The sequence below is a fragment of the Staphylococcus simiae genome, from assembly GCF_017357005.1.
Taxonomy (GTDB): Bacteria; Bacillota; Bacilli; order Staphylococcales; family Staphylococcaceae; genus Staphylococcus; species Staphylococcus simiae_A.
The window spans coordinates 2,237,794-2,257,352 of record NZ_CP071589.1; the positions used below are offsets into that span (position 1 = coordinate 2,237,794).

Here is a 19,559-nt window from a genome sequence, read left to right on the forward strand (position 1 = left end):
TCAAGTTACTATTGTCATATAATTATTTTAGAATTTTCAAGTTGATATCTATTATCTTGCAAATCAGCTAATATCCCTGCTTTCCAAGCCATTCCCGTAATTCCTCCACCACCTAAGACAACTGCTGTTTCTTCATCCATTTTATTTTCTCCCTTTCACGTATATTTTTAATTGTTATGACACATTTAAATCTATGACAAATCATTGGTTCTCTCCCAAATTGGACTGATACATAATTATTTTTTAATTTATTCACTTTTTATTTATCAGTACTGAAAAATAGAGAGCCAAATCATTTTCAGTTATCTAACTTTTCAAATGTACACTTCTTACCTTTAATTAAAAACAAAAAAACTCTAGTTAATGTGACATCAATTTCGTCAACTATAACTAGAGTATTATTATGATTAATATTGTGAAGGATATTTCGGACTATCACCATATTTATTAGCTGGTTTACTATCAAGTAATGAAAAGACTAACATTAAAATTGATAATACAAAATTTAAGATATAAATTACTACAAGTACTATCGTAGAACCTGTAGTGAATTCACCGAAATCATCCATTGGTAACAGTTCAACGATAATAATAACAAAGACGCTATATACAACCATAAATATCGGTAAAAACATCGTTTTAGAAATATCATGAAAACGTCTTACTGTCAAAGCTAAATTAGGAATAAGCGTAATAATTGCATAAATGGCAATATAAATTAAAGTTAACCCAAGTAAAATAGCACCCAAAGCTGCAGCACCATCTTCGGAGCTCGACAATCCTATAAATAATGTAATCGAACCAATAATCATTAATAAAATTGCTGGTGACATAAAGATCAGATGCCATAATGTCATGAACCAATATTCACTTCGTCTTGAGCGCCCTCGAAAATTAACATAGTTTTTCCAAAATAAGCCTAATGCTTCTGTAAATCTAACTTTGGGTTGTACATTCAAACTAATCATCCTCTCTATTTATTATACTGCATAAAATCGCACATACTTAGACAAGTACCTTTTAATTATAAGTAGTGTTATCATCATTTATTGCGGGCCTGAGACAAATACATTTTACACTTAAATGCAAGCATTTGGCCGTAACTGTCTGATTTGTAAATGATTGATAAATCAACATTTTGCAAATCTAGACAGTCTTGCTGGGGGAGATTACGAAATAAATTTTATATAAAATTCATTTCTGTCCCACTACCTAAAGTCCCTTATTTGAAAGTCTTTATTGTGTTGCTTATACTTAAATAAATGACATCGTTATAATATAGCATTGAAAATATGGCTATGTTACACTAACTCAATTCGCAAAAGTTATCATAATCTGTCTGCAATATTATCAATTGTCAACTTTAAATATTAATTATTATTTCAAAACACTTTATATTATAATTTTATCAAATTTTTCAACTTAAAAATATATGAATTTGAATATTTTTAAATAAATACTTTACGAGGAGAATGACATGGATTTTATAAATAAAGATACGATTCAAACTGCAAAAGATTTACTTGGTGTTAAGGTCATCTATCACGATGATCATCAAACTTATTCTGGGTATATTGTAGAAACTGAAGCTTACTTAGGATTTAATGATCGTGCTGCTCACGGCTTTGGCGGTAAAGAAACACCTAAAGTTACTTCTTTATATAAACGTGGCGGTACTATCTACGGTCATATGATGCATGCTTACTTACTAATTAACTTTGTAACCAAAGAACAAGGTATTCCAGAAGGTGTATTAATACGTGCGATAGAGCCAGAAGATGGGCTTGAAGCTATGATTCAAAACAGAGGCAAAAGTGGTTATGAAGTAACCAATGGTCCAGGTAAATGGACGATAGCCTTTAATATACCTCGTTCTATTGATGGTCTGACACTCAATGATTGCCGTTTATCCATCGATACCAAACATCGAAAACGTCCAATAGAGATTATTGAAAGTGCACGTATTGGTATTCCAAATAAAGGTGAATGGACGAATAAACCGTTACGTTATACTGTTAAAGGGAATCCTTTCGTCTCTCATATGCGTAAATCAGATTGCCAACAACCTGATGATACTTGGAAATAATCTATTAAAAATAGAGGCATACCAATTTATAGTGACACTCATGAAAACAACTTCTGTGAGCTTTGTCACTTAGATATGGTATGCCTTTTAATGATTATTTTATCTCTACTGTGCCAGAATCGTTGATAATATCTATAGCATATTTTCCATGTCCTAGTTTATGATGTGGAAAAATATTTTTATCTACATCAACATTGCCAGCATCATTATTAATAGTTAATTTACTATTGTATGGTTTGTTAGCAAATTGTATATTAACTGTGCCACTATCATTCTTGACTTGTATTGGTTGATCAGCTGTCAACTTTGTTAGTTCTATTTGTCCTGAGTCATTAACAATATTAAGTTTATGGAATTTGAAATGATGAACTGTCATTTGTCCTGAGTCATTTGTTAATTTAGTATCACCTAATGTACTATTGTTAATGTTTGTTTGACTAGAATCACTGTAGATATTTGTTTCTTTGCTATTAATCCCATCCATTTTCAGTTGTTGACTATCCACATTAATCGTTAATTTCTTAAGTTCAGTTGCTGGTACCGTAATAATAACTTTGTCATTGCTATTAAATGGTCTAAAATTAATCACTGGCTTTTTAGTGTGATTCTTTACGACCCATTTACCATTAGAAACTTTACTGCTCATATTGTTTTCTGTCGCTATATTGTCAATGGAATAAGTATGACCTTTACGTATTTCAATATTTCTACTATCACTATCAATATCTAAAGTTTCTATTTTTTGATGATACGTTTCTTTAAAATGCTTTTGTTGTCGTTGATTTTCTGACATAGCCTTCTTACCTTCTACCATAACGCCTATACCACATATCACGATGAGTACTGCACCAATTATTGTTAACCAGATATAAATTCTTTTCATCAATGAACACTCCTTTTGACAAGTTTAATGTTCCATTTTAAATACTTAACTACAATGCTATACGTATATTTAAAGAAGATACTTGTTATAACTAATAACATTAAGCCACAGCCAAACATGAGACCTGCCATAAAGCCGTCAAATAGTAAAATACTATTAAATCCATCAATTATTCCTTTCACTATTAACATAACAGGGCCTAGCAAACCAGCAATTGTAAAAGTAACCAAAAATGCCATAACACAAAGCAATAATATAAATGGAACTAAAATAACTACAAAATTAAGCAAGCTCAACCCCATTGTTGTAAAGATAGCTGACATAATATTATTAAATGAATGCTGTGTATTAGCCTGATCTAATGTATTAAAAGCATTATGTTCCTTAGCAAGTTGCTTAGGATCACCAAGCTCTTTACAAATCTGTTGCTCACTTTTACCATCTGTCAAACCACTATAAAAATGAGTCGTATATTCATTAATAATATCTTCTTTGTCATCATCCGACATATGTTTAAGGTTCTTTCGTAATACTTGTAAATATTGTTCTTTAGTCATCTGTATCACTCTCCTCAATAAATTGATTCACTGTTGTTGCAAATATCTGCCACTCTTCTTTAAGGGATTGTAGTTTTTGTTGTCCGGTAGCTGTCAAAGTATAGTATTTTCTTGGTGGTCCTTCGGTTGACGCTTGAAAATACGTGGATAAATCTCCATTTTTAACAAGTCTCCTTAACAAAGGATAGACAGTACCTTCCGCTATTTCCATATATCTCGAAATATTTTGAACTAACGAATAACCATACTGATCGTCTTTGTTAATCACTAATAACACAATTAACTCTAGTGCCCCTTTTCTAAATTGAGCATTCATCGCCTCACCTCGTTAATTAATCATTTAGTACTTTGTATTACACAGTACTGATTATCTTTAATATAACACTTACTACTGTGTATTGCAAAGTAGTAAGTGTTGATGGGGTGTAATGACGAAATAAATTTTATATAAAATTTATTGCTGTCCCACTCCCAAACTAATTTATTTCTACATTATTTTGATGTTCAAGTTATATAAATCAAATTTAAATATTAACGTTTTAATCACTATTGATCTTTTAATCTGTTTTAGTATTAATTGTCAAAGTAGAAATATTGCTTTGTCATATGTATAATGTTAAACATGGTTATTTATAACGCTTTCATAAAATGACTTTGGGGATTATATTATAACTAAGGGGGATTACTATGATAGAACTAGATGCAATTACAACATTATGTTTAGCTTGTTTGCTATATTTACTAGGCCAAACAATTGTTAATCATGTTTCTGTATTAAAGCGTATATGTATACCTGCACCTGTCATCGGTGGTTTGATTTTTGCGATTATTGTTGCAGTCTTAGATTCACTTAATATTGTGACGATTAAATTAAATGCATCCTTTATACAAGATTTCTTTATGCTAGCTTTCTTCACTACAATTGGTTTAGGAGCCTCATTAAAATTATTTAAACTGGGTGGCAAAGTTTTATTATTATATTTTTTCTTTTGTGCCATCATGTCAGTTATTCAAAATATTGTAGGGGTATCACTAGCTAAACTATTACATATTAAACCATTACTTGGTTTGACTGCTGGATCCATGTCAATGGAGGGTGGTCATGGTAATGCTGCTGCATACGGTAAGACCATTCAAGATTTAGGCATTGATTCTGCAGTTACTGCAGCATTAGCAGCAGCTACACTCGGCCTTGTCTTTGGTGGTTTGATCGGTGGACCTGTAGTCAAATACTTGATTAAACGCTATGATTTAAAACCACAACATCGTGATGATACATTTAAAGACTACAGCCAAGTAGAGTATAATCAACAGTTACATCATAAATACGATGGGACACAAGTATTTTTCATTCAATTTACCATTTTAGTATTTTGTATGGCTGTTGGAACATATTTTAGTAACTTATTTACAGAACATACTGGTATTAACGTCCCAATGTATGTAGGTTCACTATTTATTGCTGTTATCGTACGTAACGTCTCTGAAAGCTTTAATGTTAATATTGTTGATTTAAAAATGACTAACCAAATCGGCGACGTCTCTTTAGGTATATTTTTATCCATAGCATTAATGAGTATTAAACTCACTGAAATTTATGCCTTAGCTATACCTTTAGTCATCATTGTGCTTGTTCAAGTCGTTGTTATGATTTTATTTGCCATCTTCATACTATTTAAAGGCTTAGGAAAAGATTATGATGCTGCTGTAATGGTTGGTGGTTTTATAGGTCATGGACTAGGTGCCACACCTAATGCTATGGCTAATCTAGATGTTATTACGAAGAAATACGGTAACTCACCGAAAGCATACCTCGTTGTACCCATCGTTGGAGCCTTTCTTATTGACCTTGTTGGCGTTGTAGTTATTATGGGCTTTATTCAATGGTTTAGTTAAAGTCAAATTGAATAGGTATTTAACATAACAAAGAACCGTTCTTATCGTGGCATTGCCATCATACGATAAGAACGGTTCTGTTATTTATCCACGATGAATATCTAATCCTCGTTGTTCAATCCAAGATATCAACTCTGGACTGAAGACCATTGGTTTATGTGTTAGTTCATCAATATTTTGTGCATTTAGCATAGTCATAATTGCTTTGATATGTTCAATAAACGCTTCAACATATTCAACAGTATGCGCAATACCATTATTTTCTACTTGATTTAAAAATGGGCGAGACATACCAACAGCTTTAGCACCAAGTGCCAAGCTTTTGACTGCATCTAATGGTGTACGTAAACCACCACTAGCAAAGATATTGACACTCTTTTGATATGCTGTAGTTTCAAGTAATGATTCAACAGTTGATTGTCCCCATGATGACAAGTAACTCATATCTTGTTGTGCACGTCGTGCGTTTTCAATATCAACAAAATTAGTACCACCTTTGCCACTAACATCAACATAATTAACACCAATTTGATGTAAATCATTAACTAATTCTTTACTCATACCAAAGCCCACTTCTTTCACAATAACAGGGACAGTCACACGACCAACAATTTCTGCAATATTATCTAACCACGTAGAAAATTCTCTATTTCCTTCTGGCATAACTAGTTCTTGAGGAGAGTTTACATGAATTTGCAATGCTTGTGCTTCCAGTAACTCAACCGCTTCAAGCGCCTTATCGACTGGAACATCTGCACCCACATTACTGAAAATAATGCCATTGGGATTAGTTTGACGTGCAATCGTAAAAGTTTCAGCCATACGTGGATTTCTAAGTGCTGCATGTGTAGATCCCACTGCCATAGCTAATCCAGTTTCCCTAGCAACCACTGCTAACTTTTCATTAATATTTTTTGTCCACTCACTACCACCTGTCATTGCATTAATATAAACAGGATAGTCCATAGTTAAATCCGTTGTTGTTGAAGTTAAATCAACATCTGCAACATTGATTGAAGGAACAGAATGATGAACAAACCTTACTTTATCAAAGTCTGAAAGTGGTGCATCAGATTGTGACATAGCAATTTCCACATGTTCATTTTTACGTTGTTCTCTTTGTGTATCACTCATATTAAGACCTACCTTTTGTAGTGTTATTATTTAGAACCATTTTTTGCGTTTAAAATAAAGTACCAATAGCACAGTGATCATCAACATTAATGCTAAACATATGTAATAACCGTAATGCCACTTCAGTTCAGGCATATTATCAAAGTTCATACCATAAATACCTGCTATAAAAGTCAATGGCGAGAAAATAACAGAAACTAAGGTTAAAACTTGCATAATATTATTCATTCTAAACGACGTATAGGATTCATAGTTTTCCCTTATTTCATTCGTCATTTCTTGTGCCGTTCTAATAATATTTCGTTGTTTTATAAGGTGATCATCAATGTGTTGTATATATAAAGAATGTTTTTCATCCACGATTAAATCACCATTACGTTTCATCGTATCAATTAATTCTTGCATTGGAAAGAGTACACGTTTAACTTTTATTAAGTCTGAACGTAATTGGAATACATTATCCATAACCGTCTTATTGAAGCGGTCATCTACATGTCTATCTTCAAAATTATAGACTTTTTCCTCAATATTATAGACAAAGCTAAAGTATTTATCGACCATCATATCTAAGATTAGAATAACGACATCAGCACAATCAAGTTCTGGATCAAGTTTATGACTATAGATATTTACCACCTTGTCTAAAGACTGCATTGCATAATGATGATACGTCACTAAAGTATTCCCTTCGATAAAAATATTTAAGGCGATTGGGGAATAATCATTATTGATAATACTATGAAAAACAACATATTGGTAATTATCATATGATTTATACTTTGCCCTAGGTATACCATTGATTGCATCATCAACTTCCAAATCATTAAAATTAAAATGTGATTTTAACCAATGATTATCTTCTTCACTTGGTGCCTCAAAGTCATACCAAATAATTGTTGCGTCTTCCGGTACTTCTTGCGTTTGTGTCAATTCTTTAAATGGTGTCGTTGCAGTTTGATACCGTATTGTTATGCCCATACAGCCTTCCCCCTATCAAATATACCTTTATATTTTATCACGAAATTTATTACGTGTATGTCACTATTTAATTTAGTATGATATGTAAAAGGAGATGATGATGATCAATCAACTTTATTCAACGACACGACAAGTATCAGAACATGACATAGATCATAACAACCATATGCATGACGCATATTATAATATTATTTTTAGTGAAGTGATTAATGATTTTAATTATGCGCACGGATTATCTTTAGAGCAACGTGATTCACTACAATATACATTATTCACCTTAGAAGAACATACATCTTATTTATCTGAAGTATCATTAGATGAACATATTACAATCACACTTTATATTTATGACTATGACCATAAAAGATTGCATCTATTTTTAACCATGTCGAAACAAGATGGGACATTAGCGGCAACTAATGAGGTAATGATGATGGGAATTAATCAACGAACGAGACGCTCTGATAAGTTTCCAACTTCTTATTTGACGCAAATAGAACAATATTTTCAGTCACAACCAACTATGTCATGGCCCAAACAATTAGGCCATCAAATAGGTATACCCAAAAAGGAGCAGTTCTAATGACAGAAGAATTACAACAACACTTACAAATTGAATTATTAGATTTATTTGATGATGTTAAATACGAATTATCAGAAATCAATGCAGCTAAAGATTTATTTATTAATGGTCCTGCCCATCAAATATTAAAACGTGGTACACATATGGCGTATATTCAAGGTCAGAAACAAGCTATAGATAATATTATGACTTTATTAGAGTTGAAACTTGAAGATGACGAATTTTTACCGCGTTATGATACACTTCAACAAGCTATTACCAATGCTAATTACAAACAAACACATCAATTTGCTCAATTACAAGATATACCTCGCCAGTTTGATCAGTTTTTGACGGATCTTTATAATATTAAAGGTCAATATTTTATCATCACACATATTAATTCTATAATCAGTGATCATGTTTAATTAACCAAATTTAAAATCCCCTGAGTTTGATAACGATACACTTCAAATCTATTATCAAACTCAAGGGATATAATATTAATCTGATTGTATTACAGATTCATCAATAGAATTAGCAATTTGTTTAATTACTTTATGTGATTCACGAATAGGATAAATCGGGAAATCATGTACCATTTTAGGATAATCATAAAAATGTATTAATTGGTGTTGTTGTTCCATTAAATGCTCAAATAATTTCATATCTGGATGTGTCATTTCTCGACCACCACCGAACATGTATACAGGCGGTAAACCTTTCAACTCTCCATAAATAGGCGAAACTTTTTTATCAGTTAATGGTAAGCCATCAGCCCATTTTTTCATAATTTCATTAACACCAAATTGACTTAAAATAACATCTTTATCAATTAAATCGTCAGTAATTTCTTTATTGGATAATGTTGCATCTAAAATAGGACTAATCAAATATAATTTATTAGGAACTTGTTGCCCTCGCTCAATTAACGATTGCACGAATGCTAATGCAAGTGACGCACCACTACCATCCCCCATAACAACAATATTTTCAGCACCTACTTCTGATACAAGTTGGTCATAAACTTGTTGAATAGCTTTATAAGTATCATCAATATGAAATTCAGGTGTCTTAGGATAGATAGGCATGACAACTTCATATAATGTACTTAAAGCCACTTTATCTAATAAGCGCCAATGAAAAGGTGACGGTTGTAATGTATTAAATCCTCCATGAAGATATAATATTTTTTTATCTACTTGATGTCTAAAATTAAAACGAAATACTTTCATATCATCTAGTGATAACTTTTCAAGATTGGCTTTAACATTTAATGTAGAGGGTTGTTTATGCTTTTTTTGATTTTCAAGTTTACGTTTATTAAAAAAAGTTTCTACATCTTTATCATCTTTAAATTTGATGGATCTATTATGCAGTATGTATTTATTCACAACGTTACTCATGACTCTATTTCTAAACAATATACTAACCTACCTTTTCTATTTTTAATATCATCTTCATTAACCCCCTACATTCTCAACTTAAAAAAGTATATAATGTAGAAGATATTCTCTTTATCTTAACTAAGATAAAGACTACATTTAACAGGTGATTTTTCATCATTATAACAGAGATAACATTATCTTGATAATTAATGAAAATAATCTGCATAGGAGGCACTATTTAATGTCATATACAAATCAACCAAATGAACCTTATAATAACCAATATCAACAACAACCTATCGCTTATCGAGCTAATTACAAACCTAAGAAAAAAAGATCATGGGTAAGTTTAATTATCCAAATTATCGTTCTTGTTTTAACTGCTATTGCTGGTTACAGTATGTGGAAACAACCCATTTTTAATATTGTTTTTGCTAATAAACCAGTCAATTTCGATGGTCTAAAGCATTTTCAAGATACCACTACTAATATTGGTAATTTAAACATTAATCTTGGTAATGTTGGCGATTTACAACAATCACTTGATCGTTTAATTATGGTATTTAATGCATTCTTCATTTTATGTATCGTTAGTTTAATTATTACTATTTTAACAATCATCTTTAATCGTACGGTATTAAAAGTCTTGAATATATTTTCATTAGCAATAATGTTAGTCATTACTTTATATTTCAGTTATATTATTAAGACACTGGCTCAAAAAATTGCTGAATCCTTTAAACAATATTATATCAGTGTGTCACCACAGCAAGTGATTACAGAAGCTGATGCAATACACAACGGTATTATTTTACTAGGATGTAGTATTGCATTAATTGTCATCAGTTTATTCTTCCGTAACCGTAAATTAAAATTACAATAATAACTTACTTCATCTATGCTAATACAGCTGTTGCAATGCAATGGCTGTATTTTTATTGTCAAAATAATAAACTCCTAACATTGAAATTGGTAGATTCAACGTTAGGAGTAAATCGTGCATTAGAAAAATCATTTCATATTATTTAGTGTTTTTAGCAAATCGTTTAAATGTTAATAATGAACCTACAGCTAACAATACAGATGCAGCTAGTGTCATCCAAGTTGTAGTTGTTTGTTGTTCACCAGTTTGTGGTAATTCTTGAACCGTTGATTGTACTGGTGATTGAGTAGTCGTTTGTGTAGCTAGTTGATTATTAACTGTTTGGTTATCTGTTTGTTGTGGTGCGACATTCGACTGTGCTGGCGATTGTTCATTGGCAAACTCATACTTACCATACTTATCAAATTGACGTTGGTCCATAGAAGCATACATTCCTGATGACGATTCAACAGTACCATCTTTGTAAACTCTAGTACCACCAACACCTACACCTGATTTATTCACATAACTAATAAAATAATAATTTCCTTTATCCACTGGTTGATCGTAAGATATATATTCTGGTTGTGCACCATGGGCTCTTGATACTTCATTAGCAATATTAACAGCATTACCTGCATTTACGCCACTCTCTGCTGCATGTGCTTGATGCCCTACTCCAGTAAATAACAATACCCCTGCTAAAGCCGTTGTTCCTAATACATTTCTCTTTTTCATTTTAAAAGTCCCCTTTACATTTAATAGCTTACAAGCTTAATTATAAATAGCCATCAGGACACTTATTGACCCTTTAAAAAGTATTTTGCAAAACTTATATTTTATCAATCATAATCAATCAAACTTATTCACAAAGTGACTAATTATTAGTACAAATAAATGAATAGTAAATGCCTAGTTTTAACAGATTTAAGTTCTTTTGGTAGCAAAATTTCTCTGTCAGAAAACTAAAAAATAACGACAAAAAAAGCATCGATAACTGTTTAAGCTACCGACGCCTTAAAAATCATGCCCCCACAACACAATTTTTTGTCACACTTCAATATGATTACTTATCTATTTTTGAATTATTCATGATCGACACTAGACTGTGCTTCTAATCTTTGAGCAGTTGCTTTGGCTTTTTTACCACTTTGTAAGAATAAACTTAAAATAAGTGCAATGATACTGAAGATAGTTGCGATAATGAATGCATCATTAATACCTTCAACAGTTGCAAGTTTATTAACAAATGTCAGTAATACTTTCATGGCACCTTCTTGGCCACCATATTGTGCAGCTAATTCACGCATATGATCTTGAACAACTGGATTTGTTTTATCCAATTCTTCACCAAATGCTGATAAATGTTGCGTAGTTTGAGTAGTCATTACTGTTACTAATACTGCAGTACCAATTGACCCTGCTAACTGACGCATTGTGTTTAAGAAAGCATTACCATGCGATGCTAATCTTGATGGTAACGCATTTATTGCTGCTGTTACCATAGGCATCATAATAAATGCCATACCGAATGAACGTAGGATATAAATACCCATGATTGACATATATGGTGTATCCATATTTAACTTAGTCAATTCCCAAGTTGCATACGTCATAATTGCAATACCGAATAAGGCAAGTGGTTTAAGACCGATGGTGTCTAATAATTTACCTGCAAATGGACCCATTAAGCCCATCACTAATGAACCAGGTAACAATAACAGACCAGAATCTAATGCTGAGAAACCACGTAAGTTTTGTAAATAAATTGGAAGTAAAATCATACCACCATATAAACTCATCATAACAACCATGTTAATAACAGTTGTTAAAGTAAATGTTGGGAATTTCAATACTTCTAAATTTAACATTGGTGCTCTCATTCTCAATTCTCTTATTACAAATAAAATAATGAAAATGATACCAATAGTAAAGAATGAAATAATTTCAGCTGAACCCCAACCTTTATTACCAGCTTCAGAGAATGCATATAATAATGCACCGAAGCCGATAGTACTAAAGATGATTCCTGGGACATCTGCTTTTGGATTAGTTGTATATTGATACAATCTAAACCATACATAACCAATTACAATAGCTACAATACCGATAACAAACATACCATAGAACATAACGTTCCAATGATAGTTCTGAACAATATAACCTGATAATGTTGGACCAATTGCTGGTGCCAAAATCATAGCTATACCCATCGTACCCATGGCTGCACCACGTTTTTCAGGTGGATAAATCGTAATAATAACAATTGAACCAAGAGGCATTAAAATACCTGCACCAATTGCTTGCAAAATACGACCAGCCATCATAATTGGGAAGATCATTGAAATCGCACAAATCAATGACCCAATTGTAAATAATACTAAGGCAATGATGAATAATTTACGATAAGAGTATTTATTAAATAAATATGCTGTGATTGGTATTAGAATACCATTCACTAACATGAATCCTGTCATCAACCATTGTCCTGTTGACGCAGAAATATTGAATTCTGTATTTATTTTTGGTAAAGCCACGTTTAATAACGTTTGATTCAAGATAGCGATAAACATACCGAATAATAATGCAGTAAGTATTTTCCCTCTTGAAATACCTTTACCAAAGATATAATTTTTATGTTCTTTTTTTATTTTTTCATTCACTTTATATTCTTCAGAATTGGGATTCTTTTCTGGAAAAGCGTCATCCTGTTCATCTGTTTGATTGGCTTTATCAGCTTCTGTGAATGATTGTCGTTCTTGTTGATCATTATCTGAACGACGTGTTGTGTCATTTAGACCAAATTCTTTTTTACTTTTATCATCTTCAATATGCGCTGCACGCTCTTGATCTGTTGTATCGCTATGCTTCGTTGTTGAAGTTTGTTCTAAATCACTGGCTTTAAATTTAGATTGTTTTGTTTGACGTCCAGAATTCTCTGCCGTTTGTTGTTCCTGTTGTTGGTTTTTAGCTTTGCGTTTTGATCTCGTCATAACAAAGTTTACGATACCAACAAGAATGAGCGCTAATACAATGTAGCCAATAATGAAGGTCGCTGTCATTTAATGACCCCCTTAATTTTTATGAATTTTTACTTCAGCGTTCATTCCAGGAACAACTTGTTTAGATGGTTCAGAATCTAGAGAAATTTTAACTGGTACAACTTGTGATACTTTAGTGTAATTTCCGTCACTATTTGATGATGGCATTAATGAGAAGCTTGCAGCTGTTGCTTTACCAACATTGTCAACTTTACCTTTAATAGTAGCTTTTTGACCATCGATAGTTACATCTACGTCTTTACCTACTTCAACATCTTTCATATCTTGTTCGTCTACGTTAGCAGTAACGTATAAATCATCTAAATTATAAGCATATGCGATTGGTGTTCCAGCTTGTGCCATTGAACCTTCCATACCATCAAGTTTAGCGATTGTACCGCTTTTTGGCATTTTAAGATCTACATCTTTTGATTGGCCATCTTGACCTTGTACTGAAACAGTTGCGACTTTATCACCTTTATCTAGTTTGTCGCCTTCTTTAACATCTAATGATTTGATTTGTCCAGCACCTGGGCTAGCGATTTTAATTTGATCGCCACTTACTTTTGCGTTATCAGTCGTTACATAACTTGTTGCATTATTCCAGAAATAGAAACCTGCGATTCCTATTGCAATTAAAACAACAATTGTAATGATATTAATTAATATCATCTTCTTCATGAATAATTCCTCCTACTATTTGCTTTTAAAATTCACTTTATATATTATAGAGATATATTTTAGAAAAAAACACCAACAATTTTTTCGAAATTGTTGGTTAAACTTCACAAAGGTGTAACAATTATGAAACGACAAGCCAAAATTAAAATACAAAATGCTCTTGTTGACTTAATGGCAGATTATCCATTCCAAGAAATCTCAACCAAAATGATCTGTGCTTATTGCAACATTAATAGATCAACCTTTTACGATCATTATAAAGATAAATATGACTTATTAGATACGATTAACTCTAACCACAAAGAAAAGTTTGATCATTTGTTACGTTTGTTACATGATAACTTTGATAACATCAAAAAGGATAAATTTAAATTATATAAATTCTTCATTATTATAGCTAAATATATTGAACGTAATGAACAATTTTTCAAAGATATTTTAGTGACTTATCCAATGAAGAACTTATTCATCGCTTATATTGATTCAGCACGTGATTATTATCAACAAATTATTACTGACTATAGCACTAAAGTAACAAATAAATCTTTATTTGTTACTTATATTATTGGTGGGCAAGCCGGCGTCTTTGTCAACTGGTTGTCCAATGGTTGTCAAGAATCTCCTGAAGAGGTAGCCGATATTCTACTATTAAATACAATTAAATTACAAAAATAACAACAAGCACTATTATTGTGACATTGAGTTAAGACCTTCTTTCTCCAAAGGCCAACTTAATCAAATAATAGTGCTTTTATTATTAATATGATTAAACTTTAAGTTTATCTTTAAAAATTCGATAGTTAAGTAGTTGTAATATGACTAACACAATTGCTGTAATAGCAATAATGATAATATACGGTGTGGCACTTGCTTCACCATCAATACCTACTAGCGGTGACATAATTCCTCCGAATAGAAATTGTACTAAGCCAAGTAAACTTGATGAACTTCCGCGTCCTTTTTTACTTTCTTCCATCGCAATTGAAAATCCAAGCGTAGCAACACCAGTTACTGGAGCAATTAATATTATAAAGCTAATTAACAGCATCCAAAAATTCCAATGATTGATTAATGAAAATATAACTAATATCACACCTATCACTTGAATAATTGTCATAATTCTTAGTAAACGATGTTGTTCAATATAATCTACTAATAATCCAATAAGCTGACTTGAACCAATTAAAGTTAACCCAATAAATGCAAACATCCAACTAAAATGTAATGCACTCATATGATAAATATTTTGAACGATAAAAGGTGATGCAGAAATATATGTGAACAGTAATACGAATGTTACACCTTGAATCAGCATGGGTAATAAAAATCTAGGTGTCATCAATAATGATTTAAAATTACTAAACATAGTCTTAATGCCATTACCTTGTTCTCGTTGGTTATAATTTAAAGACTCAGGTACTTTAAATACGGAGCCAATTACCATTAAAACACCAAATATAGTTAATACAACAAACACCATGCGCCATACTGAATAGTTCAATATAATTCCGCCTAATGTAGGTGCAATTACTGGAGCTATTCCATTAACAAGCATCAGCAAGGCTAAGAATTTCGTTAAGTCATTACCACTATACATATCACTAGCTATTGCTCTTGAAATCACTGATGCAGCGCCACCTGTAATACCTTGTACTAATCTAAGTGAAACCATAACCCAAATATTATCTACAAAAATTATTCCAAAACTAGCTAACGTAAACAATACCATTGCTATGACAAGAGGCTTCTTACGTCCAATTGAATCTGAAATAGGTCCAGCAAATAAGTTACCGAAGGCTAAACCTATCATAAACATTGACAATGTTAATTGAGCATTTGATGTAGTTGTGTCAAAATCATGTCTAATGTCTGGTAATCCTGGTAAGAACATATCAATTGATAATGCACCTATAGCTGTTAGTGCACCTAATATAATAATAAAAATAGGTGACTTTTTATTAAAATGTGTTAAGTCATCCATTTCTCAACCACCTTTTCCGTTGTCTTTTATTTTTGTTTTCCATTTAAACAATGTCCCTATTATATAACAAAATACGTTTAATAAAACATCCTTTTTCACTAAAATATTTATAAGTCATTCTAACATAAACAATCCTTTCCAAAGTGATTTCATCTTCACTTCAGAAAGGATTGTTATCTTGATATTAATCGTCAACCTTTTTTACTAACTGTAATCGATCTTGTGCGTTGTGTTCTAATTCATATTGGTTGTTAACCACTTGTCCACTATCATCAATTAATTGTAATGTTGTTTTTATCGTGTTACCTTTTTGTTCAACATCAATGACTTCTGGTGATTTAATAGCTATCGTGTTACCTTGAGAAACATTTTTCTTCATACTATTATAATACGTTGTATCTTTCTTTAAATAGGTAGAAATAAAATTGAAATTATCTTCGCTAAATGCTGAATTGATAGCCATTGAATACCCAGTGAAGAACTGTGTTAATTTATTTTTTAAGCTATTTTCTTCTTTTTCTTTTTTAGCAACATAATCACTAATATCTTCACTATCAAAAGATAACGTTACTTCAGTATTACCTTTCAAATTACTCGCCTTAATTGTCTTGGTTTGCGTTGTAAATGTTTTACCCTTGGCTTTACCGGATGCTGAAATTGTAATGTCTTTGCTTTGTGGATAAGGTCCATAACTTTTAGCATTTGAAAAGGCCATTTCTTTATCATTGATGGTTACTTTTTTCGATTTATCGGATAACTTAGTATCACCTTTTAAAGTAACATTAATATTTGCTTCATCGAAGTCTTCAGTAACATCTACAGTTTCAGAATTACTTTGTTTGAAGTCAAAATTCAAGCTCCCAGAGAAGACACCATTGTCTGTCGTCTTAGTTGTTGGAATATGATAGTTACCTGGAATAAAATTACCAATAGGTGTTGTTTTATTCGCTTCGGCAATAACAACTTTTTTCTTACCATTTGATTTGAACTCATATTTTGTTTTGACTTTTGGCTTAACAATAGGTTGTTTTGAAGGTGCCGAAAAACTCAAATTATCGAAGAAAATATATCTAGTGCCATTTTTACTTACTCGTAATAAATTTTGACCAGATTTCGACTTAATATAAGAAGCTACACTAGTATGACTGTTATTCAATTTATGTACACTGTCTTCAAGTTCATTCACAAATTGTTTTATGCCCACTTCATCTTTGATATATTGAATATATACTTCTGCCTCTTCTGAATCAACTTTATTATTTTTAGTACTTAAAATAGTAGCTACTTTTTGTTTATCATTGTTCTCAATAGCATTCACCAAAATTTTCGATTGTGCTTCGGGAGAATTAAAGTTCTTCAATAATAAGAATAAAATAATTAATAAAATAATAATAAATAAGCCGATAGCCCATGGCACTATTTTTCTTAATTGCAAGTTGCCAGTTAGCACTTCATTATCTGAAGATTTTCTATATAGTGTAGGTTGACTGTCAAATTGATGTCCACATTGTGGGCATGAATTTTGTTCATCTTTAACTTGTTTGCCACACTTTGGACAGGACTTCATAGTTACACCTCGATTTCCCTTTCTATTTGAACAGTAAGTTTTAAATATTAAATATTATTAGCATTCTATTATAATTATATATTTTATCAAACATTCAGAAATACTGATATGCGAAATTTTTCATATAGTTATATTATACGTAGGAGGCTAGTCCTTTATAAATACACATTTAGTCTTATCTTTAAACACAACTAATCGTTCAAATTATATGCTTCTATACGTTTATTGATTACTTCCAAAATATATCTGACATTTTCAATTTCTTCATCTTCAAAATCATTTGTTATATCATTAGCAATATTATTCATTATTGCGTTACGTTCATCAACATATGCTTGGCCCTTTGGAGTGAGCGCAATAAACTTTAAACGTTGATCAACATTTAATTTAGGTTTATCTATCTTTACTAAATTAGCATCGATTAATTTTTTTATGCGTCTACTCACTGCAGCCTTATTAACCCCTTGTCGCTCAGTTATTTCGCTAATCGTTAACGGTTCACTATGTAATATACTTAACACATGCGATTGTTCTAATGAAATTTCATACTCGTTTTGTAAGTCTTTAAGCATTTGTGCTGTTAGTGCATTTATATTATTTATAAATTTTTCTAAAAATTGAATATGGTCATGTATTCGTCTTACCATTATTATTCTCCCTGTAGCGTTATTTTTATAAAAAAATTATAATTCGAATTTAAAAATGATGTCACTACTAATTATATATTAAAATTGCAACAAATAATATTATAGATTAACAAAGTTAATATATAAATCTTTACTACTAATACGCTTGCCTAAATATTTAATTTAAGCTACATTTATATCTATCTTTTATTGTTCGTGAGGTGAGTAAATGATAGGGTCTATACTCTTATCTATAATTATATTTAGTATTGTGTTCCCCATATTGTTAAATCGTACTATAACTTTGAATTTAACATATTATATCAGTGTGATTGTGTTGATATATATCAGCTTAATATACTCGCTCATTATGAATAACATACCATTTACGTTATTATGTATCATATTTTTGTTATGCTTATATTTAATTTTTAAGCATAAAGTTGTCTTTGCTGATCATGTAGGACGTCGATTTGTTGCACAATCACTACTTTTTGGCTATCGTTTTATACTTTTCACTTGTGCTTGCGCGTATATTAGTACGAGTCCTATTTTGGTTATCAATAGCTTATTTCTGTGGATTACTATGATTGCCGTGAGTGCTGTTTTGTCTTTTGTTATTTATTTAGTTTGGACATCTGCGTATGCTAAAATGTCTTTTACTAAAGAAGTGGATTTAATTATGGTACTTGGTGCTGGCATATTTACCGAAGATGTTACACCAATGTTACGTTACCGCTTAAATCGAGCTTTAGCCATTTATAAACAGCAAGTAAATCAAACTTATATCCTTGTATCTGGTGGACAAGGTCCTGATGAACCGATATCAGAAGCACTGGCAATGAAACGCTACCTAATTAAACAAGGCGTTCAGCCTGAAGATATAATAATGGAGAATCAATCCACAAATACCTATACTAACTTTAGTCAATCACAAGTCATTCTATCACAACGTTTCATCACAATGCCTAACATGATATGTGTTACGAGTCAGTTCCACATATTACGCGCGTTACGTATCGCTCAAAAATCAGGAGTTAAGACCAAAGGTATTGGTAGTCATACACCCTATCATTTTTTCTTCCCTGTGTTAGTTAAAGATTTTCTCGGAGTGATGTACCAATATAAATTATTATTAACGTTATACTTCGCAACATTATTTATTATTAGTATGTTGAAACCTTGGCTATAACAATACGGAGTGGGATAGAAATAATTGTTTCATAACAAATTATTTCTATCCCACCCCGACAAGACTGACTAGGTTTGTAAAACGTTGATTTATCAACATTTTACAAACCAGACAGTTACTGCCAA

Annotated in this window: 21 protein-coding genes; 7 read left to right on the forward strand and 14 right to left on the reverse strand. The window is 31.5% G+C overall.

The genetic code is table 11. The features are described 5' to 3' along the window. Positions 1-14: 14 nt before the first annotated feature. Positions 15-140, reverse strand: coding sequence for a hypothetical protein (locus J3R86_RS12245; protein WP_278249687.1), 126 nt, complete (start codon positions 138-140; stop codon positions 15-17). Positions 141-407: 267 nt separating this feature from the next. Then, on the reverse strand, positions 408-968 hold the full coding sequence (locus J3R86_RS10405; protein ID WP_242685725.1) for a DUF805 domain-containing protein: 561 nt from the start codon (positions 966-968) through the stop codon (positions 408-410). A 509-nt stretch (positions 969-1,477) separates the two neighbouring features. Between J3R86_RS10405 and J3R86_RS10410 the strand changes: the two genes are divergently transcribed. Beyond that, positions 1,478-2,086: a DNA-3-methyladenine glycosylase gene (locus J3R86_RS10410; protein ID WP_207517221.1), complete on the forward strand. Its 609-nt coding sequence runs from the start codon at positions 1,478-1,480 to the stop codon at positions 2,084-2,086. Positions 2,087-2,180: 94 nt separating this feature from the next. Here the strand turns inward: J3R86_RS10410 and J3R86_RS10415 are convergent, their stop codons facing one another. Genes J3R86_RS10415 through J3R86_RS10425 form a run of 3 tightly spaced genes read right to left on the reverse strand, consistent with a single transcriptional unit; the run spans position 2,181 to position 3,842 of the window. Beyond that, complete coding sequence (locus J3R86_RS10415; RefSeq protein WP_207517222.1) at positions 2,181-2,969, reverse strand: DUF4097 family beta strand repeat-containing protein; 789 nt, start codon at positions 2,967-2,969, stop codon at positions 2,181-2,183. Further along, on the reverse strand, positions 2,969-3,526 hold the full coding sequence (locus tag J3R86_RS10420; protein ID WP_207517223.1) for an HAAS signaling domain-containing protein: 558 nt from the start codon (positions 3,524-3,526) through the stop codon (positions 2,969-2,971). Before J3R86_RS10420 ends, J3R86_RS10415 begins: the two co-directional genes overlap by 1 nt. Then, positions 3,519-3,842: a PadR family transcriptional regulator gene (locus J3R86_RS10425; RefSeq protein WP_207517224.1), complete on the reverse strand. Its 324-nt coding sequence runs from the start codon at positions 3,840-3,842 to the stop codon at positions 3,519-3,521. The genes J3R86_RS10420 and J3R86_RS10425 overlap by 8 nt, the downstream gene beginning before the upstream one ends. A gap of 371 nt (positions 3,843-4,213) precedes the next feature. On the opposite strand from J3R86_RS10425, the gene gltS reads away from it, so the two are divergent. After that, positions 4,214-5,422 (forward strand): sodium/glutamate symporter, encoded by a 1,209-nt coding sequence (gltS, locus tag J3R86_RS10430; protein WP_207517225.1) that lies wholly within the window; start codon positions 4,214-4,216, stop codon positions 5,420-5,422. A gap of 84 nt (positions 5,423-5,506) precedes the next feature. Here gltS and fni read toward each other — a convergent pair whose 3' ends face one another. Both fni and corA read right to left on the reverse strand, forming a co-directional pair. Beyond that, a complete protein-coding gene (fni, locus tag J3R86_RS10435) occupies positions 5,507-6,556 on the reverse strand; it encodes a type 2 isopentenyl-diphosphate Delta-isomerase (RefSeq protein WP_207517226.1) in 1,050 nt (349 codons plus the stop codon). A 30-nt stretch (positions 6,557-6,586) separates the two neighbouring features. Beyond that, positions 6,587-7,534 carry a magnesium/cobalt transporter CorA gene (gene corA / locus J3R86_RS10440; RefSeq protein WP_207517227.1) on the reverse strand — a complete coding sequence of 316 codons (948 nt, stop codon included), beginning with the start codon at positions 7,532-7,534 and terminating at the stop codon, positions 6,587-6,589. Between the two features lie 94 nt (positions 7,535-7,628). On the opposite strand from corA, the gene J3R86_RS10445 reads away from it, so the two are divergent. Next, positions 7,629-8,117, forward strand: coding sequence for a thioesterase family protein (locus J3R86_RS10445; RefSeq protein WP_207517228.1), 489 nt, complete (start codon positions 7,629-7,631; stop codon positions 8,115-8,117). Beyond that, the gene (locus tag J3R86_RS10450) at positions 8,117-8,524 is read left to right on the forward strand and encodes a hypothetical protein (protein WP_207517229.1); all 408 of its coding nucleotides are present in this window, start codon (positions 8,117-8,119) and stop codon (positions 8,522-8,524) included. The genes J3R86_RS10445 and J3R86_RS10450 overlap by 1 nt, the downstream gene beginning before the upstream one ends. A gap of 75 nt (positions 8,525-8,599) precedes the next feature. Here J3R86_RS10450 and J3R86_RS10455 read toward each other — a convergent pair whose 3' ends face one another. Further along, a complete protein-coding gene (locus tag J3R86_RS10455) occupies positions 8,600-9,520 on the reverse strand; it encodes an alpha/beta hydrolase fold domain-containing protein (RefSeq protein WP_207517230.1) in 921 nt (306 codons plus the stop codon). Between the two features lie 205 nt (positions 9,521-9,725). Here J3R86_RS10455 and J3R86_RS10460 point away from each other — a divergent pair, with 205 nt between their 5' ends. Continuing rightward, the gene (locus tag J3R86_RS10460) at positions 9,726-10,367 is read left to right on the forward strand and encodes a hypothetical protein (RefSeq protein WP_207517231.1); all 642 of its coding nucleotides are present in this window, start codon (positions 9,726-9,728) and stop codon (positions 10,365-10,367) included. Between the two features lie 138 nt (positions 10,368-10,505). On the opposite strand, the gene J3R86_RS10465 is transcribed toward J3R86_RS10460, so the two are convergent. From J3R86_RS10465 to J3R86_RS10475, 3 genes are all read right to left on the reverse strand, one after another. Beyond that, positions 10,506-11,084 carry an LPXTG cell wall anchor domain-containing protein gene (locus J3R86_RS10465; protein ID WP_207517232.1) on the reverse strand — a complete coding sequence of 193 codons (579 nt, stop codon included), beginning with the start codon at positions 11,082-11,084 and terminating at the stop codon, positions 10,506-10,508. 347 nt (positions 11,085-11,431) lie between these two features. After that, positions 11,432-13,408, reverse strand: a complete 1,977-nt coding sequence (locus J3R86_RS10470; RefSeq protein ID WP_207517233.1) for an MDR family MFS transporter — start codon at positions 13,406-13,408, stop codon at positions 11,432-11,434. A gap of 12 nt (positions 13,409-13,420) precedes the next feature. After that, entirely contained in the window at positions 13,421-14,068 is a 648-nt protein-coding gene (locus tag J3R86_RS10475; RefSeq protein WP_002464943.1) for an HlyD family secretion protein, read from the reverse strand. 123 nt (positions 14,069-14,191) lie between these two features. Between J3R86_RS10475 and J3R86_RS10480 the strand changes: the two genes are divergently transcribed. Continuing rightward, entirely contained in the window at positions 14,192-14,743 is a 552-nt protein-coding gene (locus J3R86_RS10480) for a TetR/AcrR family transcriptional regulator (protein ID WP_207517234.1), read from the forward strand. A 91-nt stretch (positions 14,744-14,834) separates the two neighbouring features. On the opposite strand, the gene J3R86_RS10485 is transcribed toward J3R86_RS10480, so the two are convergent. The 3 genes from J3R86_RS10485 to J3R86_RS10495 form a co-directional block, all read right to left on the reverse strand. Then, complete coding sequence (locus J3R86_RS10485; protein WP_207517235.1) at positions 14,835-16,049, reverse strand: putative multidrug effflux MFS transporter TcaB; 1,215 nt, start codon at positions 16,047-16,049, stop codon at positions 14,835-14,837. Positions 16,050-16,233: 184 nt separating this feature from the next. Continuing rightward, positions 16,234-17,616, reverse strand: coding sequence for a membrane-associated protein TcaA (locus J3R86_RS10490; RefSeq protein ID WP_207517236.1), 1,383 nt, complete (start codon positions 17,614-17,616; stop codon positions 16,234-16,236). A 191-nt stretch (positions 17,617-17,807) separates the two neighbouring features. Continuing rightward, positions 17,808-18,263, reverse strand: a complete 456-nt coding sequence (locus J3R86_RS10495; RefSeq protein ID WP_207517237.1) for a MarR family transcriptional regulator TcaR — start codon at positions 18,261-18,263, stop codon at positions 17,808-17,810. A gap of 208 nt (positions 18,264-18,471) precedes the next feature. Between J3R86_RS10495 and J3R86_RS10500 the strand changes: the two genes are divergently transcribed. After that, entirely contained in the window at positions 18,472-19,434 is a 963-nt protein-coding gene (locus J3R86_RS10500) for a YdcF family protein (protein ID WP_207517238.1), read from the forward strand. Positions 19,435-19,559: the final 125 nt, after the last annotated feature.